Genomic DNA, 26,963 nt, shown 5'->3' with positions numbered 1-26,963 from the left:
TGTTTTTTTTATTTTTACGCTTCAACAGATTTCTTTTTCTTAGCAGCTCTTTCGCGCTCACTCTTATCAAGAATCTTTTTACGTAGACGAATTGATTCTGGAGTTACTTCACAGAACTCGTCATCGTTTAAGTACTCTAATGATTCTTCTAAAGTCATTAGGCGTGGTTTCTTCATTGTTGAAGTTTGATCTTTCGTCGCAGAACGAATGTTAGTTTGTTGTTTCATTTTCACAACGTTAACTGTTAAGTCGTTCTCACGAGTGTGTTCTCCGACAATCATACCAGCATATACTTCTGTACCTGGTTCAACGAAGATTACACCACGGTCTTCAACTTGCATAATACCGTATTGTGATGCTTTTCCTGTTTCAAGTGAAACTAGAACACCTTGGCGACGTCCACCAACTTGTCCAGCGTGTACTGGTTGGTAGCAATCGAATGTATGGTTTAAAATACCGTAACCACGAGTTAATGTTAAGAATTCTGTTGTGTAACCAATTAAACCACGTGCTGGAACCATGAAAGTAAGACGAACTTGACCGTTTCCGTTATTCACCATATCTAACATTTCACCTTTACGTGCACCCATAGATTCCATAATAGAACCAGTGTATTCTTCAGGTACATCGATTTGTACGCGCTCTACAGGCTCACATCTTACGCCATCAACTTCTTTAATGATTACTTCTGGCTTAGATACTTGTAATTCATAACCTTCACGACGCATGTTTTCAATTAAGATAGATAAATGTAGTTCCCCACGTCCAGATACGATCCACGCATCAGGAGAATCTGTATTATCTACACGTAAACTTACATCTGTTTCTAATTGTGAACGAAGACGCTCTTCAATTTTACGAGATGTAATGTATTTACCTTCACGACCTGCAAATGGGCTGTTATTTACAAGGAATGTCATTTGTAGTGTTGGCTCATCAATACGTAATAATGGTAACGCATCTTGATGTTCAACTGGACATACTGTTTCACCTACGTTAATGTCTTCCATACCAGAAACGGCTACTAAGTCCCCTGCTTTTGCTTCTTCAATTTCTTGACGTTTTAATCCCATGTAACCGAATAATTTCGTTACGCGGAATTGCTTCACGCTTCCGTCTACTTTCATTAAAGCAACTTGTTGTCCAACCTTCATTGTACCGCGGAATACGCGACCAACTCCAATACGTCCAACGTAGTCGTTGTAATCAAGAAGTGCTACTTGGAATTGAAGTGGCTCTTCGCTGTTATCAATTGGTGCTGGAATATGTTCGATAATTGTATCGAATAATGATTTCATATTCTCTTCTTGATTTGCTGGATTTGAATCTAAGCTTGCTGTTCCGTTCATTGCTGATGCAAATACAACTGGGAACTCTAATTGATCTTCGTTTGCACCAAGCTCAATGAATAAGTCGATTACTTCATCAACTACTTCATCTGGACGAGCGAAGTCACGGTCAATTTTGTTTACAACTACGATTGGAGTTAAGTTTTGCTCAAGAGCTTTCTTTAAAACAAATCGTGTTTGTGGCATACAACCTTCATATGCATCAACAACAAGTAAAACACCATCAACCATTTTCATGATACGTTCTACTTCTCCACCGAAGTCAGCGTGACCAGGTGTATCTAAAATGTTAATTCTTTTATCTTCATAGTGAATCGCTGTATTTTTCGCTAAAATTGTAATACCGCGTTCTCTTTCTAGATCATTTGAATCCATTGCGCGTTCTTCAACGTGTTCGTTCGCACGGAAAGTCCCCGCTTGACGTAATAACTGGTCAACAAGTGTTGTTTTACCATGGTCAACGTGGGCAATAATTGCTATATTACGTAAATCTTGTCGTTTTTTCAACATGTCCAACTCCTAATGTCTTTTTAATCCTTCTCTATTATAAGAGCGAAGGGGATACAATAGCAATTAAAATAAAAGCAAGAATGAAAATATAGTTGTATTCTTACTTTTGTGAAAGTAAAATGAGATTGGAGGGTGAAGAAATGGAACACATTCAATATCGCTTTTTATTAACTGCAATTATCGGTGTTATTTTCTTAATCGGTATCGGCATTATGATTGCTGAAAATAGTCCAATCGGTATTATTATTTGCATTATCGGCACATTTGTTACAGTTGGATACGGTTTTGTAACAAAAAGAAAAATGCGCAAATCACAATAACGCTAAAAAGTAAGAAGCTTATACACAGCCTCTTACTTTTTTTGTTGCTCTCATATAAACGATAACACTTCTTCATACACTCCTGGTTTTGCAACTAACACACTGCTCTTCTCTATGATAGAAAGTGGCGCTCCAGAGAATGTCGTCACCTTACCTCCAACTTCTTCTACAATTATCTGCCCTCCGCCAAAATCCCATGGTGATAATCTCGGCGTTACATATGCATCTATTCTTCCTGTTGCAACGTATACCATCTCTAATGCTGCACAGCCATATGACCTTGTGCCCCTTGCTTTCTTAACAAGTGCCATCATACTTTCCATATTAAGCAATGGATTATCTGTAAGCCATATCGCATTTAAAGCTACAATACCTTGCTCTACAGTTCCTTTTTCCAATGGAGGAATTGATATATCATTACAAAAAGCTCCAGATCCCTTGACTGCATGATATAGTTCATCATGCACTGGATCATATATAAGTCCAATCTTTCCGATACCGTTCTCATAAATCCCAATTGAAATCGCAAAATTTCTTTTTTGATGAACAAAGTTCATCGTGCCGTCAATTGGATCAATTAACCAAACAACCCCGTCAGAAGACGTTATCTCGTCTCCATAACCCTCTTCTCCTAAAATATTATGATTCGGGAATGTTTCTTTAATTTTCCCAATTAAAAACTGTTCTATCTCTCGGTCCATATTTGTAACTAAGTCAGCTGCATTTGATTTTGTTTCTATAATAAGTGCTTTTTTCATTGATGCCATTAAATGCTCTCCTGCATCCCGAATCCACCGTTTGGCGTGTGCATCGATGTCTTTCCATACTTCTTGCATGTTTAAACACTCCGATCTATACTGTTCACAGAAAAAACGAACCCTTTATAAGGTTCGCACCAACTAATTTTTTATACATATACTATTATTACGCTTCTAAACGAATCATTTCAAGTCTTAACACTTCTAACTTTTGTACACACTCTTCTTTTTTCTGGTTATCATCTTCCATCATCGCATCATATAAAGTTGCTAATTCATAATCTAGCTCCAAACGTAGCACCGGTATTCTCTTTTCAGCATCTGTTCTCTTTAACGCATTAATCACCTGTCTCATATTATTTGCCTCCTCCCAATATTCGTCTGCCCTCGGACTAGAATTAATTAAATTTTCTGATTTTTTGTTTTATACTATACTATGTTGGATAAATCATCTATGCAACAAAATTATATTTTTTTATTTAAATTTTTTTGTGCTGTTTTTTTTATGAATAGTACAAGCTATGCTAAAATAAAAGCAAAATAGGAGTTGGAGGAACAATCATGACAATACAAACATTCAAGTCAACTGATTTTGATGTCTTTACAGTTGATGGTCTCGAAGAACGAATGAGTGCAATTAAAACGAACATTCATCCTAAGCTAGAAGCTTTAGGGGAACAATTTGCAGAATACTTATCCAAACAAACTGATGAGAACTTTTTTTATCATGTTGCAAAACACGCACGCCGCAAAGTCAATCCACCAAACGATACTTGGGTTGCTTTTTCAACAAATAAACGAGGATATAAAATGCTACCGCATTTCCAAATCGGCTTATGGGGTACTCATGCCTTCATATACTTTGGTTTAATCTATGAGTGTCCACAAAAAGTTGAGACGGCTCATGCCTTCTTAGAACATTTAAATGATTTAAAAACAAATATTCCAAATGACTTCGTTTGGTCCATTGACCATACTAAACCAAGTGTGAAATTACATAAAACACTTGAAACCGAAGACTTACAAAAGATGATTGAACGATTAGCTACTGTAAAAAAAGCAGAATTATTAGTTGGTATTCATATATCACCAGAGGAGTTTTCAGCAATGACCAACGAACAATTCCTTGCTAAGATTGAATCTACGATGCAATCACTCCTTCCTTTATATGCACTTTGTAATCGATAGTAGAAAACGGACAATTTATATTGTCCGTTTTTAGTTGTTATCACATTATATCACTTCAGTTTTTATTTTTCAAAATATTTTTTACATTTTTACAAGCTTTTGTTCTTCGACTTCTTTTGCCCTTTGAATAGCACGATATATAGAGTATCCACTTACCTCTTGAAATTCTTTATCAATTTTCTTTTCTTCTGCTTTCGATGGAACAATCTCTTTAAAACGACGATATAAACCCATTAACTCTTCTCTTATAATTCCTTTTTCATAAGCTTTCTCAATCGCTTCATAAAACTTCACCATTGTAACCATTTCCTCATTTGACCAATCATAATCTAACGGATATTGATATTCCATTTTGCACCTCATTTATCATTTCTTCTTGTTTCATTATGCTATCTTAAAGAGAATATTTTATTCTTCATTATAGCCACTCTGCATTATACACTATTTATTCATTTTAATGGAATTGTCTTCCTCTATTCATTAGTTGAGGCTAACTATTAAACATACTCACCTTAAAAAGATTTTTTTCTATACATCTATAATTATTGGTGATATAATGCTTTTGTTTTATAGAAAATAAAGTGAAGCTACCATCTCAAAAACGATTTTTTGAATGGCAGAAAAACAAGCCTTATTCTAAAAAGGGCTACACTTTTTTAGAGCAGGATTATATAAAACAAATTACACTAAATATTATGAAGAAGAAGGGGTGTATAGATTGTCCCAATACGAAACACCATTGTTTACCGCTTTAGTTGAGCACAGTAAGCGAAATCCAATTCAATTCCATATTCCTGGTCATAAAAAAGGACAGGGCATGGATCCTACATTTCGCGAATTTATTGGGCATAATGCATTAGCAATTGATTTAATTAATATTGCGCCACTCGATGATTTACATCATCCAAAAGGTATGATTAAAGAAGCACAAGATTTAGCAGCAGCCGCATTCGGTGCAGATCATACTTTCTTTTCTATTCAAGGTACAAGTGGCGCTATTATGACAATGGTGATGAGCGTTTGCGGTCCTGGTGACAAAATCCTAGTACCACGAAACGTGCATAAATCAGTAATGTCAGCTATTATTTTCTCAGGTGCAAAACCGATTTTCATGCATCCTGAAATCGATCCGAAGCTCGGTATTTCTCATGGAATCACAATTCAATCTGTCAAAAAAGCACTTGAAGAGCACTCAGATGCAAAGGGCTTACTTGTTATTAACCCAACGTACTTTGGGTTTGCTGCAGACTTAGAACAGATTGTACAATTAGCACATTCTTATGACATCCCTGTACTAGTCGACGAAGCTCATGGTGTTCATATTCATTTTCACGATGAATTACCTATGTCAGCGATGCAAGCTGGTGCGGATATGGCAGCAACAAGTGTTCACAAATTAGGAGGCTCTTTAACTCAAAGTTCTATTCTTAATGTGAAAGAAGGCTTAGTGAATGTAAAGCATGTCCAATCTATTATTAGCATGCTTACAACCACATCAACTTCTTACATCTTGTTAGCATCCCTTGATGTTGCGAGAAAACGTCTTGCTACAGAAGGAACAGCACTCATAGAACAAACAATACAATTAGCTGAGCATGTTCGTGATGCTATAAATTCTATTGAGCATCTTTACTGTCCTGGAAAAGAAATGTTAGGTACAGATGCTACCTTTAACTATGATCCTACAAAGATAATTGTATCTGTAAAAGATTTAGGTATTACCGGCCACCAAGCTGAAGTATGGCTTAGAGAGCAATATAACATTGAAGTAGAACTCTCAGATCTATACAACATACTATGTCTTATCACTTTGGGAGATACAGAAAGTGATACAAATACACTTATTGCAGCATTACAAGATTTAGCAGCAACATTTAGAAATAGGGCAGATAAAGGTGTTCAAGTACAAGTAGAGATTCCAGAAATTCCAGTGCTAGCACTTTCTCCTCGAGATGCTTTTTATTCGGAAACAGAAGTCATTCCATTTGAAAATGCAGCGGGTCGTATTATAGCTGATTTTGTTATGGTTTATCCGCCAGGGATTCCAATCTTTACTCCGGGGGAAATTATTACACAAGAAAACTTAGAGTATATTCGTAAAAACTTAGAAGCAGGTTTACCTGTACAAGGTCCTGAAGATATGACATTACAAACATTACGTGTTATTAAAGAGTACAAGCCTATCAGTTGATAGGCTTTTTTTTCACCTTTTTTCCTTTTCTTCATACGATACTTAAGAATGTAACGTATAGGTGGGGATACTATTATGATTGTAATAGGCCGTTCTATTGTACATCCTTATATTACAAATGAATACGAGCCATTTGCAGCAGAGAAACAACAAATTTTATCAATAATGGCAGGAAATCAAGAAGTTTATTCCTTCCGAACAGCTGATGAACTCAGCTTTGATCTCAATTTACGAGTTAATATTATTATCTCTGCACTAGAGCTTTTTCAAAGTGGATTTCAGTTTCGTACATTTCAGCAATCCTTTTGCAACCCCCAGTATTGGAAAAGAACGTCTCTTGGGGGATTCGAGCTTCTTCCAAACATACCACCTTCTATTGCCATACAGGATATTTTCAAAAACGGAAAACTATATGGAACTGAATGCGCAACCGCTATGATCATTATTTTTTATAAAGCTTTACTATCATTGTATGAGGAAGAAACTTTCAATCGTCTATTTGCAAACCTTTTACTTTATACATGGGACTACGACCAAGATCTAAGGCTCATAACAAAAAACGGTGGCGATCTTGTTCCAGGTGACCTCGTTTACTTTAAAAACCCACAAGTAAATCCAGCTACGATTGAATGGCAAGGAGAAAATACAATCTATTTAGGAAATTTCTTTTTTTACGGGCATGGCGTAGGTGTAAAAACAAAAGAAGAAATTATTTATTCATTAAATGAACGACGAGTCCCTTACGCTTTTATTTCAGCTTTCTTGACCGATACTATTACCCGTATCGATAGTCGTATAATGAGCCAATACGCTTCTTCTAGTACACCACAGACCTCCATAAGCTTTATTCCGATTAGGGATGATGCAATCGTTGCAACAGTTGGTCATACAACTACAATTTATTAAAAAAGCGCCTACACATGTAGGCGCTTTTTCTTATTATTAAGCTTTTGTATGTTCTTTATGGTCACATTCGCAATGAGATCCACATTTCCCGTATAGTACTGTTGATTTTTCATCTTCAAAATGTCCAATTGTTCCTTCACATACTTGGCATACGATTGTTCCCATTTTCATTTCCCCCTGAGTTTCAATAGTAATCTATTTATTTATCATTAAGCTTTCGCATTATCTTTTCTAGCACAGTCACAATTTGTTCCGCATTTTCCGTAAAGTACCGTCGTTTTCTCATCTTCAAAATGTCCGATTGTTCCTTCACATACTTGGCATACGATTGTTCCCATTTTTCATTTCCCCCTAAGTTTATGGTCCTAAAAACTTTTAGCTGTCCATTTCCTATCAATTATTGGGCTTTTGTATGCTCTGTGTGATCACATCCGCAAGATCCACATTTCCCGTAAAGTACCGTTACTTTCTCATCTTCGAAGTGTGCAATTGTACCTTCACAATCTTGACATACGATTGTTCCCATTTTTCATTTCCCCCTAAGTTTATAATCCCAAAAACTTTTTGTAACCGCTTAACTTTCTGTCTTTATTTTAATATGTTATACTTTTTACGTCAATAGGTTTTTAGTATAACACATTAAATATTTTAAATTTAAATTAGTATGCGATATTCAAATAAAAAACAGCCATATTTATAAGTACGACTGTTTCACATTAATTATTCTTCATATTCCGCATGTAAAGAAGTTGACGGAACTAGAAATTTGAAAAACTGAGCTAACTCCTTTGCTTCCTCTTCTGATCCTAATTTAAAAATCTCCTGTATATATTGAACATTCTCTACATCATCTCGTCCGAGTAAAGTAGACCTTCCTGTTTGCATACAAACAATGAGCGGCTTTCCAAAAAACATATTTGTATAAATAACACCAAAATCATAACGTGTATCATGTGTCATAAACCCTAAAAATCGTACCTTCACACTTTCATGCTCATCATACAATTTTTCAAACATTGGTTTCCACCTTTCTACATCACGTTTCATTAATAGTATATTAAACAAAACATGTAATACTCCTTTTAATTGTCAAAAAATTCAGTAGGATGTAGAATGATAGTATTCTACTAAGTTAGGGGGAACTTATATGCAACACGCCTTTATTACGCTTGTACCGAAATCCAACCAACAATCAGTTTCAATAGATGATATAAAACAACTTTTTCATTATTATAAAACAGTTACTTCTAAAACTGGTGCCCAAATTAATTACACGTATACAAATACCGCTTTTCCTTATGAAATTTTAGATACATCTACAACAACATTAAAACTTCAATCCAATCACGACCGGTATGACTCAATTTATATTGGTGTTGGTATAGAAAATGAACAATCTTTCATCCAAGTTTCTTTACCACCTAATGCAACATTTGGTGACAAAGGGAAAGCAAATGAATTTTGCCGTTTTTTAGCGAAGAAATTAGAAGGAGAGTTACAATTATTTAATGGAAGAACAATGTATTTTTATAAACGCTAATTTAAAAAATAGATAATATGATTAAAAATAATATACAATTCGAACATGTAAGAAATAAAGCTTGCTTTCTTACGTGCAATACAAAATATGCTATTACATAGGCTAAATATAGAAATACGAAAAAAAGAATAACTTTATAATGAAACTTATCACCATTCGATAATGTTAATACAGTGGAAAAACCACTCCATAGTAGTAAATGATAAAATATAACATGTAATATTTTCATGGAACCTTCTCCTTTGACATGCTCTATTTTATTAATATATGGGGGTACGTTTGAATCAATTACATATTATAGGATGATATATATTACCTTTGAAGTAAGTTAAGCCGGAATCATTTGTTAAAGTATTATATATTCATTCGACAAGTACGTTTAAAGACCTTGCAAGTCATTTGATGAAAATAAAAATAGCCCCTCTCTTACAATAAGAGAAGGGCTATTTACATTACTTAAATTATTTTACAATGTGAATTGGCATTCCAAGAGCAACTTCAGCTGCTTCCATTGTGATTTCACCTAATGTTGGGTGAGCATGGATTGTTTGAGCGATATCTTCAGCTGTCATTCCAGCTTCGATAGCTAAACCAATCTCAGAGATAATATCAGAAGCACCTGCACCTGCAACTTGAGCACCTACAAGAAGACCATCTTCTTTACGTGTTACAAGTTGTAAGAAACCGTCAGTGCTGTTTAATGATAATGCACGACCGTTAGCAGCGAATGGGAACTTAGATACAGTTACAGTCATTCCAGCTTCTTCAGCTTGTTTTTTAGTGTAACCAACAGATGCTAATTCTGGATCAGTGAAGCATACTGCAGGAATTCCGATGTAATCGATAGCTGATGCATGGCCACTAATTGCTTCTACAGCTACTTTACCTTCGTAAGAAGCTTTGTGAGCTAATGGTGGTCCAGGAACGATATCACCGATTGCATAGATGTTTGGTACATTTGTACGACATTGCTCATCGATTTCGATGATGCCGCGGTCAGTCATTTTAACTCCAACTTGCTCAAGACCGATTTCTTGAGTGTTTGGACGACGACCTACAGTTACTAATACGTAATCTGCTTCTACAGTTTGGATTTCACCTTTAACTTCAAAGCTAACTTTTACGCCAGTTTCTGTTTCTTCAACGCCTTTAGCCATAGCTTTTGTATGGATATTTACGTTACCTTTTTTCTGTAGAGCACGTTTAACAACAGAGCTCATAGCTTTTTCGAAACCAGCTAAGATTTCGTCGCCAGCTTCTACTACAGTAACTTCTGTACCGAAGTTAGCATATGCAGTACCTAATTCCATACCGATGTAACCGCCGCCGATTACAACAAGTTTTTTAGGAATTTCAGGTAAGCTTAAAGCACCTGTAGAGTTGATAACACGTTTAGAGTATTTGAATCCTGGAATTTCGATTGGTGTAGAACCAGTTGCAAGAACAGCATTTTTAAACGTATAAGTTTGAGCTGCATCTTCAGTCATAACGCGTAATGTATTAGCATCTACGAAGTAAGCTTCACCGCGAATGATTTCAACTTTGTTGCCTTTAAGAAGGCCTTCAACACCGCCAGTTAATTTCTTAACTACGCCGTTTTTCCATTCTTGAACTTTTGTAAAGTCAACTTTTACGTTTTCTGCAGTAATACCCATGTCATCAGAATGCATTGCATTCTCATAACGATGACCTGCATTGATTAACGCTTTTGAAGGAATACATCCAACGTTTAAGCATACGCCACCAAGGTTAGCTTTTTCAATGATTGCTACCTTTTGACCTAATTGTGCTGCACGAATTGCCGCAACGTATCCACCAGGACCTGCACCAACAACGACTGTATCTAATTCAATTGGGAAATCTCCTACTACCATTGTTATTACGCCTCCATTACTAATAATTGTGGGTCATTCAATAGACGTTTAATTTGGTTTAACGCTTTTTGAGCAGTTGCACCGTCAATTAAACGATGGTCAAAGCTTAGAGATAATGCTAATACTGGAGCTGCAACGATCTCACCGTTTTTCACAACTGGTTTTTCAGCGATACGGCCGATACCAAGGATTGCTACTTCTGGGTGGTTGATAACTGGAGTGAACCATTGTCCACCTGCAGAACCAATGTTTGTAATTGTGCAAGAAGCACCTTTCATTTCTGCTGGAGCTAGACGACCTTCACGTGCTTTACCAGCAAGATCATTGATCTCGTTAGAGATTGTGAAGATAGACTTACGATCTGTATCTTTAACAACTGGTACTAATAGACCTTTGTCTGTATCAGCTGCGATACCGATATTGAAGTAATGTTTATGAACTACTTCTTGAGATGCATCGTCTAAAGAAGTGTTTAACATTGGGTATTCACGTAATGCAGATGTTAAAGCTTTAACAACGTACGGAAGGTAAGTTAATTTAATACCTTTGTCAGCTGCTACTGCTTTGAACTTCTTACGGTGAGCAACAAGTTCTGTTACATCTACTTCGTCCATTAATGTTACGTGAGGAGCTGTGTGTTTAGAGTTAACCATTGCTTTCGCAATCGCTTTACGGATACCACTCATTTTCTCACGAGTTTCTGGATATTCACCAGCTGGGATTGGTTGTGCTTTTGGTGCTTCTTCTTTCGCTGCTGCTGGAGTAGCTTCTACTGCTGCTGGAGCCTCAGTTGCTGCTACAGTTTGTCCACCATTTGCAAATGCATCGATGTCAGCTTTTACGATACGGCCATTCTTACCAGTACCAGCTACTTTATGAATGTCTACACCTTTTTCACGAGCGTATTTACGAACAGATGGCATAGCGATTACGCGCTCATTTACTACTTCTGCAGTTGCTGCTGGAGTAGCTTCCGCTGCTGGAGCTTCTACTGCTGCTTCTTCAGCTTTTGGAGCTTCATCATGATCGTCACCTTTAAATTTAAGGTTTTCGTATCCAGGAGCATCAAATTTAATTAATGTATCTCCTACGATTGCAACTGTTCCTTCTTCTACAAGTACTTCAAGTACTTTACCTTTAACAGGAGAAGGGATTTCTACTACTGCTTTATCATTTTGTACTTCAAGAAGTACATCGTCTTCGTTTACTTCATCGCCTGGTTTAATAAACCATTTTACGATTTCACCTTCGTGGATACCTTCACCGATATCTGGTAGTTTAAATTCAAATGCCACGGAATTCAGCCCCCTGATTCATTTCATTATTATGGAATATGTACAAAAGAAACCAGCATGTGCTGATTTCTTTTGCACATGAAAAGCTAAAAATTAGAAGTTCATTACTTTGTTTACAGCTTCAACAATATCTTTGTGGTTTGGTAACCATACGCTCTCTGCTTGAGAGAATGGGAATACTGTATCAGCAGCTGCAACACGTACAACTGGAGCTTCTAAGTTTAAGATTGCACGGTCGTTAATTTCCGCTACAACGTTAGCTGCAATACCAGCTTGTTTTTGAGCTTCTTGAACTACAACTACGCGACCTGTTTTTTCAACAGAAGCGATGATTGTTTCGATATCTAATGGTTGAACTGTACGTAAGTCAACAACCTCTAAAGAGATACCTTCTTTTTCAAGTTCTTCAGCAGCTTTTAATGCAGCGTGAACCATAGCACCGTAAGCGATAACAGATACATCTGTACCTTCACGTTTGATATCAGCTTTACCTAAATCAATTGTGTAATCACCTTCTGGTACCTCTTGACGGAATGAACGGTACAATTTCATATGCTCTAAGTAGATAACTGGATCGTTGTCACGAATCGCAGAGATTAAAAGACCTTTAGCATCGTATGGAGTAGATGGAATAACAACTTTTAGACCAGGTTGTTGAGCCACTAATCCTTCTAAGCTATCAGCATGAAGTTCAGGAGTATGAACACCACCACCGAATGGAGAACGAACTGTTACTGGAGCAGTCCAACGTCCACCAGAGCGGTAACGCATACGAGCTAATTGACCAGAAATTGAATCCATTACTTCATAAACGAAACCGAAGAATTGGATTTCTGGAACTGGACGGAATCCTTCAAGTGCAAGACCAACTGCAAGTCCACCAATACCAGACTCTGCAAGTGGAGTATCCATTACACGATCTTCACCAAATTCAGCTTGTAAACCTTCAGTAGCACGGAATACACCGCCGTTTACACCAACGTCTTCACCAAATACAAGTACGTTAGGGTCATTTTTCATTTCAACGCGTAAAGCATCAGTGATTGCTTGAATCATTGTCATTTGAGCCATGGCTTACTTCGACTCCTTTTCTTTGTAGATTTCATATTGTTCAGCTAAGTTGTAAGGCATTTTTTCGTACATGATTTCCATTAAATCAGTTACTTTTTGTTTTGGAGCTTGGTCAGCCTTAGCAATTGCTTGTTTGATATCTTCTTTTGCTTCTTCGATTACTGTCTCTTCAACTTCTTGAGACCATAGGCCTTTAGCTTCTAAGAACTTACGGAAGCGTACGATTGGGTCTTTTTGTTCCCATTCGTTTTCGATATCTTTTGTACGATAACGAGTTGGGTCATCACCAGCCATTGTATGTGGACCGTAACGGAATGTTAAAGTCTCGATTAAAGTAGGGCCTTCGCCATTTACTGCGCGCTCACGAGCGAAAGCAGTTGCTGCGTATACAGCTAATGGATCCATACCGTCTACTTGAATTCCGTAAATACCTGCTGCTACTGCTTTTTGTGCTACAGTTTTAGCTGCAGATTGCTTTTCTACTGGAGTAGAGATTGCATAACGGTTGTTTTGAACAACGAAGATTGCTGGAGCTTTGAATGCACCTGCAAAGTTCATACCTTCGTAGAAGTCACCTTGTGAAGCACCACCGTCACCAGTGTAAGTAATTGCAACAGATTTTTTACCACGTAGTTTCATACCTAACGCAACACCAGCAGTTTGGATGATTTGCGCACCGATAATGATCTGTGGAGCTAATGCATTTACATTCTCAGGCATTTGGTTACCCATGAAGTGTCCACGAGAGAATAAGAATGCTTGGTATAATGGTAATCCGTGCCATACTAATTGTGGTACATCACGGTATCCTGGTAAGATGAAGTCTTCTGCTTCAAGTGCGAAATGACTTGCTAATTGAGAAGCTTCTTGTCCAGCTGTAGGTGCGTAGAAACCTAAACGTCCTTGACGGTTTAAAGAAATAGAACGTTGATCTAATACGCGAGTATACACCATACGACGCATTAATTCTTTTAATTGATCATCAGATAATTCAGGCATAGCTGCTTCATTCACAACTTCACCGTTTTCATTTAAAATTTGTAATGTTTCAAATTGAGCTGCGATAGCTTTCATTTGCTCATCAACATTAAATAGGGTCTTTTTTGTTTTAGTACCCATTCCGTTCACCTCTTCCTCTCTTGAACCATATTCTGAAACGCTTTCACTGGCTATTTTCCAGTTTAAAAAGCGCAACGATGTAAACCAACATGTTTGTATGTCGGTTGAGAATAATTTTGTGTACCTAACAATCTGTACTAATGTTTTTTCAGAAACATATTAATACAATCTTGATCACGTTTTTTAGTTTACAACTATTCTAATTACGATGTCAATTACTTTGAATACGTTTTTTTATAAATAATATGCAGGTTTCTACTACACAAACGTGTTTTTATTTTTTACATCTGTATTAGTAAGCATTGACCTACTGTTATATTATTCCCTTTTTCACTTATTTTTTCTCTTAGAATAATATGTAAACGATTTAATTCTCTTTAGTTTTTCTCTCTTCGTAACAAAAATATACAAACTACTCTTCCTTTTTTAGGTAAATACCTATACATTTCTACCCTCTCTTCCATACATTATAGTAACCGCAGTATTAGCGGGAAATGATAAAGGAGGTCATCTCATGTACGGATACTCATATTGCTATCCAACTTGTTCATATCCTTCCTACGGTTATGGCGGTTCTTGTGGCGGGTCTGGACGCGGCTTCGCCTTAATCGTTGTGTTGTTTATTCTTTTAATTATCGTTGGTGCTGCTTGCATTCGCTAATTGTAAAACGAAACAACTATGGAAAGAAAAAGACGGCTTTGCCGTCTTTTTCTGTTTATCACATACATAACTACTCTATAATAGAACGAGTTCCAAAATGCCTTCCCTTTCTTGCCGATGACTTTTTCCATCTCCTTTGGTAGACTAAAGAGGAAAGGAGAGATTACATATGCTTACAATGAAAGATGTTATTCGCGAAGGAGATCCTATTTTGCGCAACGTTGCAGAAGAGGTGTCCTTACCGGCAAGCGAAGAAGATACAACTACCTTAAAAGAAATGATTGAATTCGTAATAAATAGCCAAGATCCTGAAATGGCTGAAAAATATAGTTTACGCCCTGGAATCGGATTAGCGGCTCCGCAAATCGGTGTTTCAAAAAAAATGATTGCAGTTCATGTAACCGATGCGGATGGTACATTATATAGCCATGCATTATTCAATCCAAAAATCATTAGCCATTCTGTTGAACGTACATATTTACAGGGTGGTGAAGGCTGTCTATCTGTAGACCGCGAAGTACCTGGTTATGTTCCTCGTTATACAAGAATTACAGTAAAAGCAACTTCTATTAACGGAGAAGAAGTAAAATTACGTTTAAAAGGTTTACCAGCAATCGTATTTCAGCACGAGATTGACCATTTAAATGGCGTTATGTTCTATGACCATATCAATAAAGAAAATCCTTTTGCCGCTCCTGATGATTCCAAACCTCTAGAGCGATAATAATAAAAAGGCGGAAGTTAATCTTCCGCCTTTTTATTATGAAATGGGTTCCATATTCACTTATAGCAATCCAGCCCACTTTAGTCCATGATATATACCGTCTTCATTAACATCCTTTGTCACATGATTTGCAAGTTTTTTCAAGTCTTCATGGCCATTTCCCATCACAATACCTGTGCCAACGGCTTCGATCATTTCTAAATCATTTAAGCCATCTCCAAATGCATACACTTGATCACGATTAAAACCTAACTTTTCAATGTATTTCTCAATTCCTTTTGCCTTAGAACCACCATGCGGAATGATATCCATTGAATATGCATGCCAACGAATAAAATGAAAATCTGGATAATGATTAATAAACTTTTCCTCTTCATTTACTTCACAAAAAAGTAGTGTTTGATAAATATTACGTTCCTCATAAAAATTAGGCTCATATGCTGGATGCTCAAAGTTTAAGCTTCCAAAGCCTTCTTTCACATAATCATGATATTCCACTGATGCTCTCATATCTTGATGGTCAAGATATACAAGTGGATATCCTTCTTGTTTTGCAAACTGAGTAAACTTATGTAAAGCATCTGGATGTAACGGATTATTAAATATTACCTCATCTTCAAAGACAACATATTGTCCATTAAAACTAACATAATTATGTATATCAAGTTCCTTACGAATATCTTCGAACATAAATGGCGCGCGCCCTGTCGCAATTGCTACATGCACACCTTTTTCTTGTAACTGTTTTACTGCATCTCGTGTAGATTGCGGAATTTTTTTATCATGATCTAATAATGTTCCATCAATATCAAAAAAGACAATTTTATCATTCATTTGTCAAAATCCTTTCTGGCACTCTATATTCCTATTTTGAATATCACTTTTCAAATTCTAAAAAAAAGTATAACATATTAAACATCTGTGAAGAAAGCGTTCCCTTTCTGACCTTATTTGTAAACTTTGCATATATATATTAGTAAAACATGTGGATACTTGTTCGTATGAATTTTCTTTTCCATTCTTCCTCATACTATACCTATAACTAACGGCTACTAATCGTTACTATAGAATAACTTCCACTGTATGGGAAAGGACAAGATTCACCATTCACTTTTGTCCTATCTCTTATATCAGAGATAGAGTTTTCACTAGTAATAGGCATGTTTAAAATAAGGAAAGGAAGGAGTAATCATGCTGAAGAAGCTGAAGAAAAAGCTCAAGCGTTATTTAAATGGTCTAGTCCGTAAAAAGACAGTCGCTTAAATTGTGCCCATTTCGGGCTTTTTCTTCATTCTCATTCGAAAAAACATGAAAATCGTGACTGTTTGCTTTATAATAAGTAACAGATAATGCAAAACATAGACAAGGAGAGGTTTTCCAAATGATTTTTAAAGTATTTTATCAAGAAAAATTAACTGAGGTTCCAGTACGTGAAAATACAAAAGTTTTATATTTAGAGGCTACGTCTGAAAAGGATGTTCGTACAAAATTAAATAAGTTCGCATATAATATCGAGTTTGTTCAGTCTGTTACTGGCGCTCATCTTGAATATGAAAAAGAAAACGCTGATTTAACATTAGCGGAAATCGTATAGCGATATGAAATTTCTAAAAAACGACCAAGTTGCTGTATTTGCTCTCGGTGGGCTTGGTGAAATCGGTAAAAATACATACGCTGTTCAATTTCAAGATGAAATTATTATAATTGATGCTGGAATTAAATTTCCAGAGGACGAACTTCTCGGAATCGATTATGTAATACCAGACTACACTTATTTTGTGCGAAACGAAGATAAAATTAAAGGGTTATTCATTACACATGGTCACGAAGATCATATCGGCGGAATCCCTTACCTATTACGTCAAGTGAACATTCCAATTTACGGCGGAAAATTAGCAATTGCACTCATCAAAAACAAACTAGAAGAACACGGCTTACTTCGTAAAGCAAAACTTTACGAGATTCAAGAAGATGACGTTATTAAATTCAAAAAAACGTCTGTATCCTTCTTCCGTACAACTCACAGTATTCCAGATTCGTACGGCGTTGTTGTGAAAACACCTCAAGGTCAAGTCGTTCATACAGGTGACTTCAAATTTGACTTCACACCAGTTGGTGAACCAGCTGATTTAACAAAAATGGCTGAAATCGGTAAAGATGGCGTACTATGTCTATTATCTGATAGTACGAACAGTGAAGTTCCAAACTTTACTATGTCTGAGCGTCGCGTTGGTGATAGCATTCAAGACATTTTCCGTAAAGTAGAAGGACGGATTATATTCGCAACCTTTGCATCAAATATTCACCGCTTACAACAAGTTGTTGAAGCTGCTGTTGAAAACAACCGTAAAGTAGCTGTGTTTGGTCGAAGTATGGAAGCAGCGATTGAAATTGGACAAAACCTTGGTTATATTCGTTGCCCGAAAGATACATTCATAGATGCATCTCAACTAAACCGCTTACCAGCTAATAAAGTTGTTATTTTATGTACAGGTAGTCAAGGTGAACCGATGGCAGCACTTTCACGTATTGCAAACGGTACACACCGCCAAATTCAAATTATTCCTGGAGATACAGTTGTTTTCTCTTCTTCACCAATTCCAGGAAATACAATTAGCGTAAGTCGTACAATTAACATGTTGTACCGCGCTGGCGCTGATGTAATTCATGGGAAACTTTCAAATATCCATACAAGTGGACACGGTGGACAAGAAGAACAAAAGTTAATGTTACGTCTAATTAAACCGAAGTACTTCATGCCAATTCATGGTGAATATCGTATGCAGCGTATGCACATGAACATAGCAAATGATTGTGGCATCCCTGAAGAAAATTGCTTCATTATGGATAATGGCGATGTTCTTGCTTTACGTTCGGATGAAGCTAGCGTAGCTGGAAAAATCCCATCTGGTTCGGTCTACATTGATGGAAACGGTATTGGAGATATTGGCAATATCGTATTACGCGATCGTCGTATCCTTTCTGAAGAAGGACTTGTAATTGTAGTTGTAAGCATTGATATGAAAGAATTTAAAGTTGCAGCAGGACCTGATATCATCTCACGCGGTTTCGTTTACATGCGTGAAAGTAGCGATTTAATCAATGATGCACAAACATTAATTACAACTCATTTAGAAAAAGTAATGGAGCGTAAAACAACACAATGGTCTGAAATTAAAAATGAAATTACAGACACATTAGCTCCATTCCTATATGAGAAAACGAAACGCCGTCCAATGATTTTACCAATCATTATGGAAATATAAGAAAAGGACAATGCCATGAAGGCATTGTCCTTTTCTTTTCTCTTATCTTAAAAAGTGTTTAAATCGATCCACTTCATCGTCATGACCAATGACAATTAATATATCTCCTGCTTGAATATTCTCCGTAGCTCGAGGGGATACGATAACTTCTTTGCCTCGTTTAATTGCTACAATATTCAATCCAAACTTCGCACGAATATCTAATTCAATTAAAGAGTGCCCATCAATTTTTTTATTCGCAATAATCTCTACAATACTATGCTCATCTGAAAGCTCAAGGTAGTCTAACACATTGCTTGATGCAATATTATTAGCAATCCTTTTTCCCATATCACGTTCTGGATGCACAATATGATCTGCACCTATTTTACTTAACACTTTTTCATGATAATCATTTTGAGCTTTTACAGTAATATTTTTTACACCCAACTCTTTCAAAATCAAAGTCGTTAAAATACTTGAATTTAAATTATCTCCAATAGCAACGACTACGTGATCAAAATTTCGAATACCAAGGCTTTTTAATACCATCTCATCTGTTGAATCTGCAATTACAGCATGCGAAGCTATATTTGCAAATTCATTAATTTTATCCTCATCTGAATCGATTGCCATTACTTCCATACCTAATTGAGCTAGTTCTCGGCAAATACTTCCACCAAAGCGACCAAGTCCAATGACAGCAAATTCTTTTTCTTTCTCACCCACAGGAATTCCTCCAATAACTTCAAGTACTATTTATTTTCAGTGTAACACACTTTATATGCGTCACAAAAACTGTAATTAGCTCTTATTTTTGTTTTTGTATATAAAAATATTGTTGTAAGTAAAAAGCGATACCAACAAGTAGCATAGCAAATACAAATATATTTCCAAAAGAACTAAATGTTTCAAAAACGAATAATAATGTTTCTTGACCAAAAAAGGCAAATAGAAGCTGTGTGAATGCAAATAACAACGCCCATATGTAATGATGTTGATGGAATAAATAATGCGTTGCACCTAAAAAAGCAATAAACGAAAAGATAAAGATCCACCAATTTTCTAAAAATAGTTGCCAATTAGAAAATTGATATCCATTTACTAATATCGCAATAAGCGCGATAACTACCATCGTCGGCACACTCCAAAATAATGCCCGTCCTCTAAAGAAACGAGTGCCTTTAACATCTCCTTTTTCATGTGCAATATATGTTAGTACTACTGTGCTTATATACAAAACAGAAAGAATTGTTAAAACGATAATAAGCCAAAAATGTAATTGATAATATTCATGCTCTATATTTGTCACGATTGCAGCTAACATGCACGGAATTAACATTCCCGTCCAACCATCTACTTTTCTTTCATTCCAAAAGACCGTATTACCAATCCTTATTCCTAACAACATAAAAATAATGATACCCAATACAAATAACGTAGTTTTATTCCCTACTAAACTCGTTGAAAAAGCAATTAATCCAATAAATAAAAAGAGCACAAACCCATTCATAATTTCTAGTACAGGTGATAAATATCTCTTCACCCATTTGTATGTTTCGTCATATTCATTATTATCTACTAGACGATAGGCATAAAAACTTATCCCAAAATAAACCGCCGCAATAATAACATACGCATATAAGACGAAACATAAAATCGCACTGCTAATTTGCACGTAATTCCCCACCCTTTTTTCTATGTTTCACATTGATTTTACACACTTTTCATACTAAAAGTAAACATATATAAGTTAGTCAAATAATTAATAATGAGCAGTGGCTAAACCCCCTGCTCATTATTAAAACAGTACAATTAACTTTAATTCTTCCATTTGTATGTAAATGTCTAAAATCAATCTATACGAGCGTTACTTACACCTCAGAACAAAAAGTTTTTTGGAACCTTCAAGAAAGTGGAAGTTTTATTTTCTATTCCCTTTCCACTTTACATATTGGCTTAAAAATGTAATTGCCTTTTCAATCACTTCTTCGTCTGGTTTTAATTTTGCATGATGTAAACCATATTCTGAATTTACTCCAAGCCAAAACATAAATCCAGGGATTTCTCGAAGCATATAACCAAAATCTTCACCCGTCATTGCCTCAGTACATGTAATAACATTCATATCAGTTTGTTTATGTACAAATTCCATAAACTCTCTCGTTAACTCTTCATGGTTATATACTTGATGATACATTGCTCCGTAATCTATAATCGCCTCACACTGGAAAGAAGCTTCGATACCTGCAACAATTGACTCAATTCTGCTTTTCACACGCTTCATTGATTCCACTGATAATGTTCGAATCGTTCCTTCTAAACGAGATTTTTCTGCAATAATATTTTGAACCGTACCACCAGTAATTTTCCCGATTGTAATTACTGCACTATCAAGAGGATTTACATTGCGACTAATAACGGATTGAAGCTGTGTAACAAGATGACTCGCTGCAACAATCATGTCATTTGCAGTATGTGGATAGGCAGCATGGCCACCTTTCCCTTTTAAATCAATATATAATTCTGAAGTATTGGCAAATAACAGTCCTTCTTTCGTTGCAATTGTCCCCACAGCGTATTCTGGTGCAATATGAAGACCAAGAATTATATTTGGTTTCCATTCTTTTAACTCTTCACTTTCTAACATAGGAAGAGCACCGCCTGGTCCTTCTTCTGCTGGCTGGAATAGAAATACAAGGTCATCATCTATTCTTTCGCTCACAGCTTTCGTTAGAAGGCCTAAACCGATTGTTGTATGTACATCATGGCCACATGCATGCATCATTCCTTCATGAATAGAAGCAAACTCGTATCCAGTTTCCTCTGTAATTGGTAAACCGTCTATATCTGCACGATAACCTATTATTTTTTCGGGATTTTTTCCATTTACTTTAACGATTACACCCGTTTTCCATGTCTTCACTTCCACAAATTCATGAGAAAGTGTTCCTATATAATCTAAAATATACTGTTGTGTTTTCCATTCCTTAAATCCGATTTCTGGAATTCTATGTAGATCTCTACGAATTTGGACAAATTTGCTTACTGTCATTTTTGCACCTCTATCTATAAAAAGCGTAAGAGCCCATTTACGCTCTTACGCTTTTTTTACTTTTTATTTCTCTGGGTTTAATTGACGAAGCTCTTGTTTAATTTCTGTTTTTGCTTTTGTCTTCTCATCAATTTCTTTAATTACACGTGCTGGAGTACCTGCAACAACTGTGTATGGAGGCACATCTTCTGTTACAACAGCTCCCGCTGCTACAACTGCACCTTTACCTACTGTAACACCCTCTAAAACAACTACATTTGCACCGATTACTACATCATCTTCAACGATAACTGGTTTTGCAGAAGGTGGCTCAATAACACCTGCAAGTACAGCACCTGCACCTACGTGACAGTTTTTACCGACTGTTGCACGTCCACCAAGTACTGCGTTCATGTCGATCATAGAACCTTCACCAATTACAGCACCAATGTTAATTGTTGCATTCATCATAATTACAGCGTTGTCACCAATTTCAACATGGTCACGAATAATAGCACCTGGCTCGATGCGAGCTTTAATACCTTTTAAATCAAGCATTGGGATTGCAGAATTACGACGATCGTTTTCTACAACGTAGTCAACGATGTGCTTATTATTCTCATCAAGAATTGTCTTAATTTCAGACCATTCTCCGAATAATACACCTGATTTTTTATTCACAAATGCTTGTACTGTTTCAGGGAATGTTACTTCTTTTAAATCCCCTTTTATGTATACCTTTACAGGAGTTTTCTTTTCACTTTTTTGAATAAACGAAATAATTTCGTTAGCGTCCATCATTTTCATTCTTGTTGCCTCCTAAATCCATTTATAATGTTACTCTACCAAACGAAAGAGCGAGTAGCAAGATAATAATCTTATTTTCCCCTTTGAATTTCTTCTATAATTTCTAAAAATGCTTGTACTTGCTTCAACTGCCTTGCCGAGTCACTTGTTAACAACCATGTTTCTCTCGTCAGTTGAACAGGTGTTTTATACATATTTTCCTGTACTTCCTTTAAAACAGTAGAAGGTAAAAGGGCATAACCTATACCATTTAAAACAAGTTGTTTACATGTTTCAATTTGGTCAACTACAATCGTTCGCTTAGGCGGATTAGAAAATAAACCATACCACCAATTTTGTATTTGTCCATAATAAGTCGAGTCACTTTTAAATTGAATGAACGGCCTATTTGTTTCTTTTAACATCGAAATATCTTTTATTTCTTTATCAACTAAATACAGTTCATCTTCAAATAATTGTTGCTTCTGACCTTTATATTCTTGTGTTCCCCTCAGTATAGCAACATGCACGTCTCCTTCATAAAACTGCTTTTGCACTTCACTACTCCATCCAGTAAACAGCGATATCTTTACAGAAGGATATTTATGCACAAACTTTTTCAAAACAGGTGGGAGCCAATATTGACCAATAACTGATGCAACAGCTATTTTTAACGTTCCATGAGTTTCCGTTCTGAAAACAGCCAGCTCACTTTTTATATCTTCTTCCCTTTGCAACATTTCTTTGGCATAATTTGCAACTTTTTCCCCTTCAGGTGTAATTGTCAATCCTTTTTGTGAGCGAATAAAAAACTTCATTCCCCATTGTTTCTCCATAGATTGTAATCGTTGACTCAGCGCAGGTTGGGAAACAAATAAACGTTCCGCCGCTTTTCTCATATTTGATTCCTGAGCTAACACAACCATCATTTGAAAATCATCAATTTGCAACTTTCTCCCTCTTTCCTTAGCTTCCATACACCTTATTTCAATAAGCTTTTCATCCTTAATTTACCCGAATGCTTTCATTCAGAAAATACAATTGTCCAGCACAAACTTTCCTTATGTTTTATGTCTTTTTAAATATAATACATACACAAGTGATATGCACGAAAAAAAAGTGACTTCTTCGTTTCTATGAAGTCACTTTTTTCACTTTATCGATTATGTTGCCTTACTTTCTTATTCAACAATTTTAAAATAGCCCGACGTGTTAAAATCCCCTCAAAATAGCCTTCTTCATTAACAGCGCAAATAAAAGGATGATCAATTGTCATTTCTAAAGCTTTTGCAAATGAATCGTCTAATTTAAGAACAGGTATATCTTCTTTCATCACCTGCTCTACTTTCATATCATCGAGCCTTTCAAACTCAATACGTTCTAATCCTAACATACCATCTAATATCATGGCAGTACTAATCAAACCATGTAGTTTATACATTGGATCTAAGACAGGTATCGCTGAATATCCAGATTTTACAAGAACGAGTAAAGCATGTTCTAAACTATTTCCAATTTGGACATGAGCTACTTTTTCCGATGAAATCATTAAATCCTTCACAAGAATTTGTTGAAATTCGTCTTTCGGAATACTAATCATATTACATCCCCCATTTTCCCTTTTTCCTGCTTATGTTCACAACTCTATTCACATTTTATGACAGCGTTTTCATATTATTATTTTGTCCTAAATTTATTTCAATAAAAATACAATCACACAGCTATTTTAGCATACCGCACAAAAAAAAGACTACCATTCCGGTAGCGCTTAATACCCTTTATTTTTTAATCTGTAAAATAACCTTGTGATTTTTTTATATTGCATCACATCTGTCTGTTTCAAACCATTCTCAATATCTGTAAGTTCCACAGCTAAAATTTCACTTGCGTAATTTTGCTGAAATAAAATATCTAGTAGTAAACTTTCTTCTTCCTTCGTTAAAACAACTTCCCTTTGCATATACCCCTCTCCTTACACTCGCATCGTTACTCTTATTATATAAAAAATTCAACCTATTTAATAGATGTAATATTCAGTTTTTATTAAAAGATATGTAACAATCGTACACATACAAAAAAATCATTTCGTATATCGATTTGCATAGCTAAACGCCGCATAAGCATCCGGCTTAATTTTTGCAGTTAATCCCATCGCTCGAATTTTTTCTGTCATATCTAAAATAAATTCTTTTGTTAAGCCATCATTCCCAATGTCTAAATGAATTTCCATTATGAATCCAGCCCCATCTTGAGCATAAGGATGCAATAACTCCCATATTGTTTGTATATGAGTAGGCGTAAATAGACATGCGATTTCTTGACTAAACTGCGTTTCTAAATATATTTTCTCACGTAAGGTCGCTGGCTTATCTTTTACTGATCTATGGTGTAAACAACCCCAGGCACCTTTTCCAACACGATGAATATGGATTGCTGTAATAAACCTCGTATCCTTTTGATGCGCTTGCGAGTCTGTCCCAATGGATAATCGATACAAATTTCGCGGATCCTTTTCAATGAAACTACAAATACGGTTAAAGACCATATCAAAATTTAAATGTCTCTCTGAAACATTGTAAAATTTATGTGCACCGTCCACAGAGTCACGTCCTTTCAATTAGACAGACTTTTCGTATTCTCATTGTATGGGACAAAAACTAAAATTATAACTTCCTATCCTTTATTCGTTTCAATATTTCGAATTACAAAGTGACAAACTTGGCACGTATAAATTACATTTTGATTAGATTGAGCCGTTAATACATGAATAATCTCAGCAGAACTTTGACAATTAGGACAAATCACAACTGGTAAACGTTCCATACGATAACCTCCTAGTTATATTTCTCCCGCTATTTGCAAAACCCAGCGATAGTGAGAAGTTTAGCTTCACATATTCACCCGGTTGACGGGACTAATTATCCACATGGATAAGCAAACTTGCACGGATTAAATTTTCATTTTAATACCATTGTAGGAAAAATAAAAAACTTCTATACATTATGCTAGAAAGTAATAGAACTAAAAAAGGTACTGCCATGTGGCAGTACCTTTTTTATATGTATCAAGAAATGATATCGTAAATCTCAATTGCAACCATGTCGATATTATCGAATTGATATACTTGAGGTTTTTCACCTTGTTGATACACTTCTAACTCATACATTTCACTTTTATCGAAAAATTTCACGCTACATTTGCGCTCACCGTTCACTTCAAAATAGCGTTGTGCTACTTCACCGCTTTCAGCTTGTTCTTGTAGACTAACAAGTCGAGTTAAAATTCCTTGGAGTAGAGACATGAAATCTCTCCTTTCTCTGATCTTCCTACCAATAGGTTTTACAGCTATACTCATTCTATCCGTCATAACAGAAAAAATGTTCCACACTCTAGGATAAAGGTTATTGGCCAGAAACTCAACTAAAAATTTGTCGAAATGCGAAGGAAAAAACAGAAAGAACATATTTCTCCTTCATTATTGCGGTTTTTATACTGGAAGAATATAATAAAAAACAGAAAAAAGGAGGAATTACAATGAAAAAAATTGAGGTTTATACACAACCCGATTGTCCGCCATGTGTTATTGTAAAAGAATTTTTGAAGCATAATAACGTTGCATATGAAGAATTTGACGTAAAAAAAGACGCTGCTGCTCGCAATCGTCTTTTAAACGACTATGATTCCTATTCAACTCCAACAGTCGTAATTGATGGCGAAGTAGTTGCAGGTTTTCAAATTGAAAAGTTACAACAACTACTCAATATAGAATAGGAATAGGTAAATACCTATTCCTATTCTTATCCCGCTGTTTGTAGGTAGTAAAACTCCCACTAATTAAAAGTTTCACTTTATAATTGTTGCAACCTTTTTATTTCAGTTAAAAGTTCCTGACTTTCATGATATCCTGCTAACTTCCATTTATCTTGATCCCTTTTCAATGTTACAATTTGATATTGTCCACTTTTTGTCCGCTCATATACATATAAATTTTTATGCTCTTGATCATACGACATTTTCGTTTCTGAATTAAAAGAAAACGGTGCTTCTTTTGCCGGAAGTAAATATTCACCACTTTGTTTATCACTTCTGCTATTTTCATCTGTAAATACTTGAAGGAAATTATCTGTAAAATACGGTGATAACGTCTCTATCATCTTATTCATCGGCAAATGCTTCCCACGAATTGAAAACTGGGTTTCATAGCCTTTTTGTATCGTTGTAAATACTTCTTTCCGATCGACTTCCACTTCCTCTTTTCCTAAAACAGTGGTAACACTATAACCAACTAGAAAGGCAACACATACAAATAGAACAAGCCATATTCCATATTTCCTCATTTTTTCACCTTCCTTTAAAAAAACTTGTCTTTGTAGTATTCATTGTAACAATGAT

At 35.8% G+C, this 26,963-nt stretch carries 35 protein-coding genes; 10 read left to right on the top strand and 25 right to left on the bottom strand.

The annotated features are described in order from the left end of the window. Positions 1-14: 14 nt before the first annotated feature. The gene (typA, locus tag ACTFO4_RS04645) at positions 15-1,859 is read right to left on the bottom strand and encodes a translational GTPase TypA (protein WP_000914762.1); all 1,845 of its coding nucleotides are present in this window, start codon (positions 1,857-1,859) and stop codon (positions 15-17) included. A gap of 140 nt (positions 1,860-1,999) precedes the next feature. Between typA and ACTFO4_RS04640 the strand changes: the two genes are divergently transcribed. Next, positions 2,000-2,179 carry a DUF5325 family protein gene (locus ACTFO4_RS04640; RefSeq protein WP_000400127.1) on the top strand — a complete coding sequence of 60 codons (180 nt, stop codon included), beginning with the start codon at positions 2,000-2,002 and terminating at the stop codon, positions 2,177-2,179. Positions 2,180-2,229: 50 nt separating this feature from the next. Here ACTFO4_RS04640 and ACTFO4_RS04635 read toward each other — a convergent pair whose 3' ends face one another. Both ACTFO4_RS04635 and ACTFO4_RS04630 read right to left on the bottom strand, forming a co-directional pair. Next, positions 2,230-3,015, bottom strand: coding sequence for an inositol monophosphatase family protein (locus ACTFO4_RS04635; RefSeq protein WP_001158701.1), 786 nt, complete (start codon positions 3,013-3,015; stop codon positions 2,230-2,232). 88 nt (positions 3,016-3,103) lie between these two features. After that, positions 3,104-3,292 carry a hypothetical protein gene (locus ACTFO4_RS04630; RefSeq protein ID WP_001250165.1) on the bottom strand — a complete coding sequence of 63 codons (189 nt, stop codon included), beginning with the start codon at positions 3,290-3,292 and terminating at the stop codon, positions 3,104-3,106. Between the two features lie 206 nt (positions 3,293-3,498). Here ACTFO4_RS04630 and ACTFO4_RS04625 point away from each other — a divergent pair, with 206 nt between their 5' ends. Beyond that, complete coding sequence (locus ACTFO4_RS04625) at positions 3,499-4,125, top strand: YktB family protein (protein ID WP_000155317.1); 627 nt, start codon at positions 3,499-3,501, stop codon at positions 4,123-4,125. Positions 4,126-4,206: 81 nt separating this feature from the next. Here the strand turns inward: ACTFO4_RS04625 and ACTFO4_RS04620 are convergent, their stop codons facing one another. Continuing rightward, positions 4,207-4,476: a UPF0223 family protein gene (locus ACTFO4_RS04620; protein WP_000456562.1), complete on the bottom strand. Its 270-nt coding sequence runs from the start codon at positions 4,474-4,476 to the stop codon at positions 4,207-4,209. Between the two features lie 367 nt (positions 4,477-4,843). On the opposite strand from ACTFO4_RS04620, the gene speA reads away from it, so the two are divergent. After that, positions 4,844-6,316, top strand: a complete 1,473-nt coding sequence (speA, locus tag ACTFO4_RS04615) for an arginine decarboxylase (RefSeq protein WP_000084899.1) — start codon at positions 4,844-4,846, stop codon at positions 6,314-6,316. 75 nt (positions 6,317-6,391) lie between these two features. Then, the gene (locus tag ACTFO4_RS04610) at positions 6,392-7,222 is read left to right on the top strand and encodes a protein-glutamine gamma-glutamyltransferase (protein WP_000635337.1); all 831 of its coding nucleotides are present in this window, start codon (positions 6,392-6,394) and stop codon (positions 7,220-7,222) included. A gap of 36 nt (positions 7,223-7,258) precedes the next feature. Here ACTFO4_RS04610 and ACTFO4_RS04605 read toward each other — a convergent pair whose 3' ends face one another. The 4 genes from ACTFO4_RS04605 to ACTFO4_RS04590 all read right to left on the bottom strand — a co-directional run bounded on the left by ACTFO4_RS04605 (position 7,259) and on the right by ACTFO4_RS04590 (position 8,239). Further along, positions 7,259-7,387 (bottom strand): GapA-binding peptide SR1P, encoded by a 129-nt coding sequence (locus ACTFO4_RS04605; RefSeq protein WP_000536796.1) that lies wholly within the window; start codon positions 7,385-7,387, stop codon positions 7,259-7,261. Between the two features lie 44 nt (positions 7,388-7,431). Further along, complete coding sequence (locus tag ACTFO4_RS04600) at positions 7,432-7,560, bottom strand: GapA-binding peptide SR1P (protein ID WP_000536803.1); 129 nt, start codon at positions 7,558-7,560, stop codon at positions 7,432-7,434. Between the two features lie 59 nt (positions 7,561-7,619). After that, positions 7,620-7,748 carry a GapA-binding peptide SR1P gene (locus ACTFO4_RS04595; RefSeq protein WP_000536778.1) on the bottom strand — a complete coding sequence of 43 codons (129 nt, stop codon included), beginning with the start codon at positions 7,746-7,748 and terminating at the stop codon, positions 7,620-7,622. Between the two features lie 194 nt (positions 7,749-7,942). Further along, positions 7,943-8,239: a DUF3055 domain-containing protein gene (locus tag ACTFO4_RS04590; protein ID WP_000462038.1), complete on the bottom strand. Its 297-nt coding sequence runs from the start codon at positions 8,237-8,239 to the stop codon at positions 7,943-7,945. Positions 8,240-8,369: 130 nt separating this feature from the next. On the opposite strand from ACTFO4_RS04590, the gene ACTFO4_RS04585 reads away from it, so the two are divergent. Continuing rightward, positions 8,370-8,762 (top strand): DUF1885 family protein, encoded by a 393-nt coding sequence (locus tag ACTFO4_RS04585; RefSeq protein ID WP_001163299.1) that lies wholly within the window; start codon positions 8,370-8,372, stop codon positions 8,760-8,762. A gap of 1 nt (position 8,763) precedes the next feature. On the opposite strand, the gene ACTFO4_RS04580 is transcribed toward ACTFO4_RS04585, so the two are convergent. The 5 genes from ACTFO4_RS04580 to pdhA form a co-directional block, all read right to left on the bottom strand. Next, positions 8,764-8,991, bottom strand: a complete 228-nt coding sequence (locus tag ACTFO4_RS04580; protein WP_000697469.1) for a hypothetical protein — start codon at positions 8,989-8,991, stop codon at positions 8,764-8,766. 232 nt (positions 8,992-9,223) lie between these two features. Beyond that, positions 9,224-10,636 (bottom strand): dihydrolipoyl dehydrogenase, encoded by a 1,413-nt coding sequence (lpdA, locus tag ACTFO4_RS04575; protein WP_000260104.1) that lies wholly within the window; start codon positions 10,634-10,636, stop codon positions 9,224-9,226. 5 nt (positions 10,637-10,641) lie between these two features. After that, a complete protein-coding gene (gene pdhC / locus ACTFO4_RS04570) occupies positions 10,642-11,931 on the bottom strand; it encodes a pyruvate dehydrogenase complex dihydrolipoyllysine-residue acetyltransferase (RefSeq protein ID WP_000863419.1) in 1,290 nt (429 codons plus the stop codon). A gap of 93 nt (positions 11,932-12,024) precedes the next feature. Continuing rightward, positions 12,025-13,002 (bottom strand): pyruvate dehydrogenase complex E1 component subunit beta, encoded by a 978-nt coding sequence (gene pdhB / locus ACTFO4_RS04565; RefSeq protein WP_000068168.1) that lies wholly within the window; start codon positions 13,000-13,002, stop codon positions 12,025-12,027. A gap of 3 nt (positions 13,003-13,005) precedes the next feature. Beyond that, the gene (pdhA, locus tag ACTFO4_RS04560) at positions 13,006-14,121 is read right to left on the bottom strand and encodes a pyruvate dehydrogenase E1 component subunit alpha (RefSeq protein ID WP_000536895.1); all 1,116 of its coding nucleotides are present in this window, start codon (positions 14,119-14,121) and stop codon (positions 13,006-13,008) included. Positions 14,122-14,635: 514 nt separating this feature from the next. On the opposite strand from pdhA, the gene ACTFO4_RS04555 reads away from it, so the two are divergent. Together ACTFO4_RS04555 and def are read left to right on the top strand one after the other, a co-directional pair. Beyond that, positions 14,636-14,782 carry a YjcZ family sporulation protein gene (locus ACTFO4_RS04555; RefSeq protein ID WP_000274562.1) on the top strand — a complete coding sequence of 49 codons (147 nt, stop codon included), beginning with the start codon at positions 14,636-14,638 and terminating at the stop codon, positions 14,780-14,782. A gap of 169 nt (positions 14,783-14,951) precedes the next feature. Next, positions 14,952-15,506: a peptide deformylase gene (def, locus tag ACTFO4_RS04550; RefSeq protein ID WP_000957048.1), complete on the top strand. Its 555-nt coding sequence runs from the start codon at positions 14,952-14,954 to the stop codon at positions 15,504-15,506. 60 nt (positions 15,507-15,566) lie between these two features. Here def and ACTFO4_RS04545 read toward each other — a convergent pair whose 3' ends face one another. Beyond that, entirely contained in the window at positions 15,567-16,340 is a 774-nt protein-coding gene (locus ACTFO4_RS04545) for a Cof-type HAD-IIB family hydrolase (RefSeq protein ID WP_098771439.1), read from the bottom strand. A 547-nt stretch (positions 16,341-16,887) separates the two neighbouring features. Here ACTFO4_RS04545 and ACTFO4_RS04540 point away from each other — a divergent pair. Continuing rightward, positions 16,888-17,100 carry a DNA-dependent RNA polymerase subunit epsilon gene (locus ACTFO4_RS04540; RefSeq protein WP_000576435.1) on the top strand — a complete coding sequence of 71 codons (213 nt, stop codon included), beginning with the start codon at positions 16,888-16,890 and terminating at the stop codon, positions 17,098-17,100. A 4-nt stretch (positions 17,101-17,104) separates the two neighbouring features. Further along, the gene (rnjA, locus tag ACTFO4_RS04535) at positions 17,105-18,772 is read left to right on the top strand and encodes a ribonuclease J1 (protein ID WP_000670377.1); all 1,668 of its coding nucleotides are present in this window, start codon (positions 17,105-17,107) and stop codon (positions 18,770-18,772) included. Positions 18,773-18,814: 42 nt separating this feature from the next. Here rnjA and ACTFO4_RS04530 read toward each other — a convergent pair whose 3' ends face one another. The 10 genes from ACTFO4_RS04530 to ACTFO4_RS04485 all read right to left on the bottom strand — a co-directional run bounded on the left by ACTFO4_RS04530 (position 18,815) and on the right by ACTFO4_RS04485 (position 25,872). Beyond that, positions 18,815-19,480: a potassium channel family protein gene (locus tag ACTFO4_RS04530; RefSeq protein ID WP_000504032.1), complete on the bottom strand. Its 666-nt coding sequence runs from the start codon at positions 19,478-19,480 to the stop codon at positions 18,815-18,817. A gap of 82 nt (positions 19,481-19,562) precedes the next feature. Continuing rightward, the gene (locus ACTFO4_RS04525; RefSeq protein WP_001167324.1) at positions 19,563-20,429 is read right to left on the bottom strand and encodes a cytochrome c oxidase assembly protein; all 867 of its coding nucleotides are present in this window, start codon (positions 20,427-20,429) and stop codon (positions 19,563-19,565) included. 246 nt (positions 20,430-20,675) lie between these two features. After that, positions 20,676-21,806, bottom strand: coding sequence for an N-acetyldiaminopimelate deacetylase (locus tag ACTFO4_RS04520; RefSeq protein ID WP_000218672.1), 1,131 nt, complete (start codon positions 21,804-21,806; stop codon positions 20,676-20,678). 63 nt (positions 21,807-21,869) lie between these two features. Then, entirely contained in the window at positions 21,870-22,592 is a 723-nt protein-coding gene (gene dapD / locus ACTFO4_RS04515; RefSeq protein WP_000783241.1) for a 2,3,4,5-tetrahydropyridine-2,6-dicarboxylate N-acetyltransferase, read from the bottom strand. A 71-nt stretch (positions 22,593-22,663) separates the two neighbouring features. Beyond that, positions 22,664-23,548 carry a LysR family transcriptional regulator gene (locus ACTFO4_RS04510; RefSeq protein WP_002026259.1) on the bottom strand — a complete coding sequence of 295 codons (885 nt, stop codon included), beginning with the start codon at positions 23,546-23,548 and terminating at the stop codon, positions 22,664-22,666. A 179-nt stretch (positions 23,549-23,727) separates the two neighbouring features. Further along, positions 23,728-24,171 (bottom strand): cyclic-di-AMP-binding protein CbpB, encoded by a 444-nt coding sequence (gene cbpB / locus ACTFO4_RS04505; protein WP_000623579.1) that lies wholly within the window; start codon positions 24,169-24,171, stop codon positions 23,728-23,730. A gap of 168 nt (positions 24,172-24,339) precedes the next feature. Beyond that, a complete protein-coding gene (gene abbA, locus ACTFO4_RS04500) occupies positions 24,340-24,531 on the bottom strand; it encodes an antirepressor AbbA (RefSeq protein WP_001188692.1) in 192 nt (63 codons plus the stop codon). A gap of 120 nt (positions 24,532-24,651) precedes the next feature. Further along, positions 24,652-25,170 (bottom strand): ribonuclease H-like YkuK family protein, encoded by a 519-nt coding sequence (locus ACTFO4_RS04495; protein WP_000348489.1) that lies wholly within the window; start codon positions 25,168-25,170, stop codon positions 24,652-24,654. A gap of 74 nt (positions 25,171-25,244) precedes the next feature. Then, the gene (locus ACTFO4_RS04490) at positions 25,245-25,394 is read right to left on the bottom strand and encodes a hypothetical protein (protein WP_000440540.1); all 150 of its coding nucleotides are present in this window, start codon (positions 25,392-25,394) and stop codon (positions 25,245-25,247) included. Positions 25,395-25,635: 241 nt separating this feature from the next. Continuing rightward, positions 25,636-25,872 carry a YkuJ family protein gene (locus tag ACTFO4_RS04485; protein ID WP_000055151.1) on the bottom strand — a complete coding sequence of 79 codons (237 nt, stop codon included), beginning with the start codon at positions 25,870-25,872 and terminating at the stop codon, positions 25,636-25,638. Positions 25,873-26,105: 233 nt separating this feature from the next. Between ACTFO4_RS04485 and ACTFO4_RS04480 the strand changes: the two genes are divergently transcribed. Further along, a complete protein-coding gene (locus tag ACTFO4_RS04480) occupies positions 26,106-26,342 on the top strand; it encodes a glutaredoxin family protein (protein WP_000717873.1) in 237 nt (78 codons plus the stop codon). A gap of 77 nt (positions 26,343-26,419) precedes the next feature. Here ACTFO4_RS04480 and ACTFO4_RS04475 read toward each other — a convergent pair whose 3' ends face one another. Further along, positions 26,420-26,908: a DUF3993 domain-containing protein gene (locus tag ACTFO4_RS04475; protein ID WP_001233805.1), complete on the bottom strand. Its 489-nt coding sequence runs from the start codon at positions 26,906-26,908 to the stop codon at positions 26,420-26,422. Positions 26,909-26,963 lie beyond the last annotated feature (55 nt).

Origin of the sequence: Bacillus cereus group sp. MYBKT14-1 (assembly GCF_051915185.1) — a bacterium.
GTDB classification, from domain to species: Bacteria; Bacillota; Bacilli; order Bacillales; family Bacillaceae_G; genus Bacillus_A; species Bacillus_A cereus.
The sequence above is the reverse complement of the archived record's forward strand: the minus strand, read 5'-3'. Positions and strand labels throughout refer to the sequence as shown.

What these genes read in the sequence shown, in the direction of transcription:
- typA (WP_000914762.1), bottom strand. Translation starts at nt 1,859, where the DNA reads ATGTTGAAAAAACGACAAGATTTACGTAATATAGCAATTATTGCCCAC.
- ACTFO4_RS04640 (WP_000400127.1), top strand. Translation starts at nt 2,000, where the DNA reads ATGGAACACATTCAATATCGCTTTTTATTAACTGCAATTATCGGTGTT.
- ACTFO4_RS04635 (WP_001158701.1), bottom strand. Translation starts at nt 3,015, where the DNA reads ATGCAAGAAGTATGGAAAGACATCGATGCACACGCCAAACGGTGGATT.
- ACTFO4_RS04630 (WP_001250165.1), bottom strand. Translation starts at nt 3,292, where the DNA reads ATGAGACAGGTGATTAATGCGTTAAAGAGAACAGATGCTGAAAAGAGA.
- ACTFO4_RS04625 (WP_000155317.1), top strand. Translation starts at nt 3,499, where the DNA reads ATGACAATACAAACATTCAAGTCAACTGATTTTGATGTCTTTACAGTT.
- ACTFO4_RS04620 (WP_000456562.1), bottom strand. Translation starts at nt 4,476, where the DNA reads ATGGAATATCAATATCCGTTAGATTATGATTGGTCAAATGAGGAAATG.
- ACTFO4_RS04610 (WP_000635337.1), top strand. Translation starts at nt 6,392, where the DNA reads ATGATTGTAATAGGCCGTTCTATTGTACATCCTTATATTACAAATGAA.
- ACTFO4_RS04605 (WP_000536796.1), bottom strand. Translation starts at nt 7,387, where the DNA reads ATGGGAACAATCGTATGCCAAGTATGTGAAGGAACAATTGGACATTTT.
- ACTFO4_RS04600 (WP_000536803.1), bottom strand. Translation starts at nt 7,560, where the DNA reads ATGGGAACAATCGTATGCCAAGTATGTGAAGGAACAATCGGACATTTT.
- ACTFO4_RS04595 (WP_000536778.1), bottom strand. Translation starts at nt 7,748, where the DNA reads ATGGGAACAATCGTATGTCAAGATTGTGAAGGTACAATTGCACACTTC.
- ACTFO4_RS04590 (WP_000462038.1), bottom strand. Translation starts at nt 8,239, where the DNA reads ATGTTTGAAAAATTGTATGATGAGCATGAAAGTGTGAAGGTACGATTT.
- ACTFO4_RS04585 (WP_001163299.1), top strand. Translation starts at nt 8,370, where the DNA reads ATGCAACACGCCTTTATTACGCTTGTACCGAAATCCAACCAACAATCA.
- ACTFO4_RS04580 (WP_000697469.1), bottom strand. Translation starts at nt 8,991, where the DNA reads ATGAAAATATTACATGTTATATTTTATCATTTACTACTATGGAGTGGT.
- lpdA (WP_000260104.1), bottom strand. Translation starts at nt 10,636, where the DNA reads ATGGTAGTAGGAGATTTCCCAATTGAATTAGATACAGTCGTTGTTGGT.
- pdhB (WP_000068168.1), bottom strand. Translation starts at nt 13,002, where the DNA reads ATGGCTCAAATGACAATGATTCAAGCAATCACTGATGCTTTACGCGTT.
- pdhA (WP_000536895.1), bottom strand. Translation starts at nt 14,121, where the DNA reads ATGGGTACTAAAACAAAAAAGACCCTATTTAATGTTGATGAGCAAATG.
- ACTFO4_RS04555 (WP_000274562.1), top strand. Translation starts at nt 14,636, where the DNA reads ATGTACGGATACTCATATTGCTATCCAACTTGTTCATATCCTTCCTAC.
- def (WP_000957048.1), top strand. Translation starts at nt 14,952, where the DNA reads ATGCTTACAATGAAAGATGTTATTCGCGAAGGAGATCCTATTTTGCGC.
- ACTFO4_RS04545 (WP_098771439.1), bottom strand. Translation starts at nt 16,340, where the DNA reads ATGAATGATAAAATTGTCTTTTTTGATATTGATGGAACATTATTAGAT.
- ACTFO4_RS04540 (WP_000576435.1), top strand. Translation starts at nt 16,888, where the DNA reads ATGATTTTTAAAGTATTTTATCAAGAAAAATTAACTGAGGTTCCAGTA.
- rnjA (WP_000670377.1), top strand. Translation starts at nt 17,105, where the DNA reads ATGAAATTTCTAAAAAACGACCAAGTTGCTGTATTTGCTCTCGGTGGG.
- ACTFO4_RS04520 (WP_000218672.1), bottom strand. Translation starts at nt 21,806, where the DNA reads ATGACAGTAAGCAAATTTGTCCAAATTCGTAGAGATCTACATAGAATT.
- dapD (WP_000783241.1), bottom strand. Translation starts at nt 22,592, where the DNA reads ATGAAAATGATGGACGCTAACGAAATTATTTCGTTTATTCAAAAAAGT.
- ACTFO4_RS04510 (WP_002026259.1), bottom strand. Translation starts at nt 23,548, where the DNA reads ATGGAAGCTAAGGAAAGAGGGAGAAAGTTGCAAATTGATGATTTTCAA.
- cbpB (WP_000623579.1), bottom strand. Translation starts at nt 24,171, where the DNA reads ATGATTAGTATTCCGAAAGACGAATTTCAACAAATTCTTGTGAAGGAT.
- abbA (WP_001188692.1), bottom strand. Translation starts at nt 24,531, where the DNA reads ATGCAAAGGGAAGTTGTTTTAACGAAGGAAGAAGAAAGTTTACTACTA.
- ACTFO4_RS04490 (WP_000440540.1), bottom strand. Translation starts at nt 25,394, where the DNA reads ATGGAACGTTTACCAGTTGTGATTTGTCCTAATTGTCAAAGTTCTGCT.
- ACTFO4_RS04485 (WP_000055151.1), bottom strand. Translation starts at nt 25,872, where the DNA reads ATGTCTCTACTCCAAGGAATTTTAACTCGACTTGTTAGTCTACAAGAA.
- ACTFO4_RS04480 (WP_000717873.1), top strand. Translation starts at nt 26,106, where the DNA reads ATGAAAAAAATTGAGGTTTATACACAACCCGATTGTCCGCCATGTGTT.
- ACTFO4_RS04475 (WP_001233805.1), bottom strand. Translation starts at nt 26,908, where the DNA reads ATGAGGAAATATGGAATATGGCTTGTTCTATTTGTATGTGTTGCCTTT.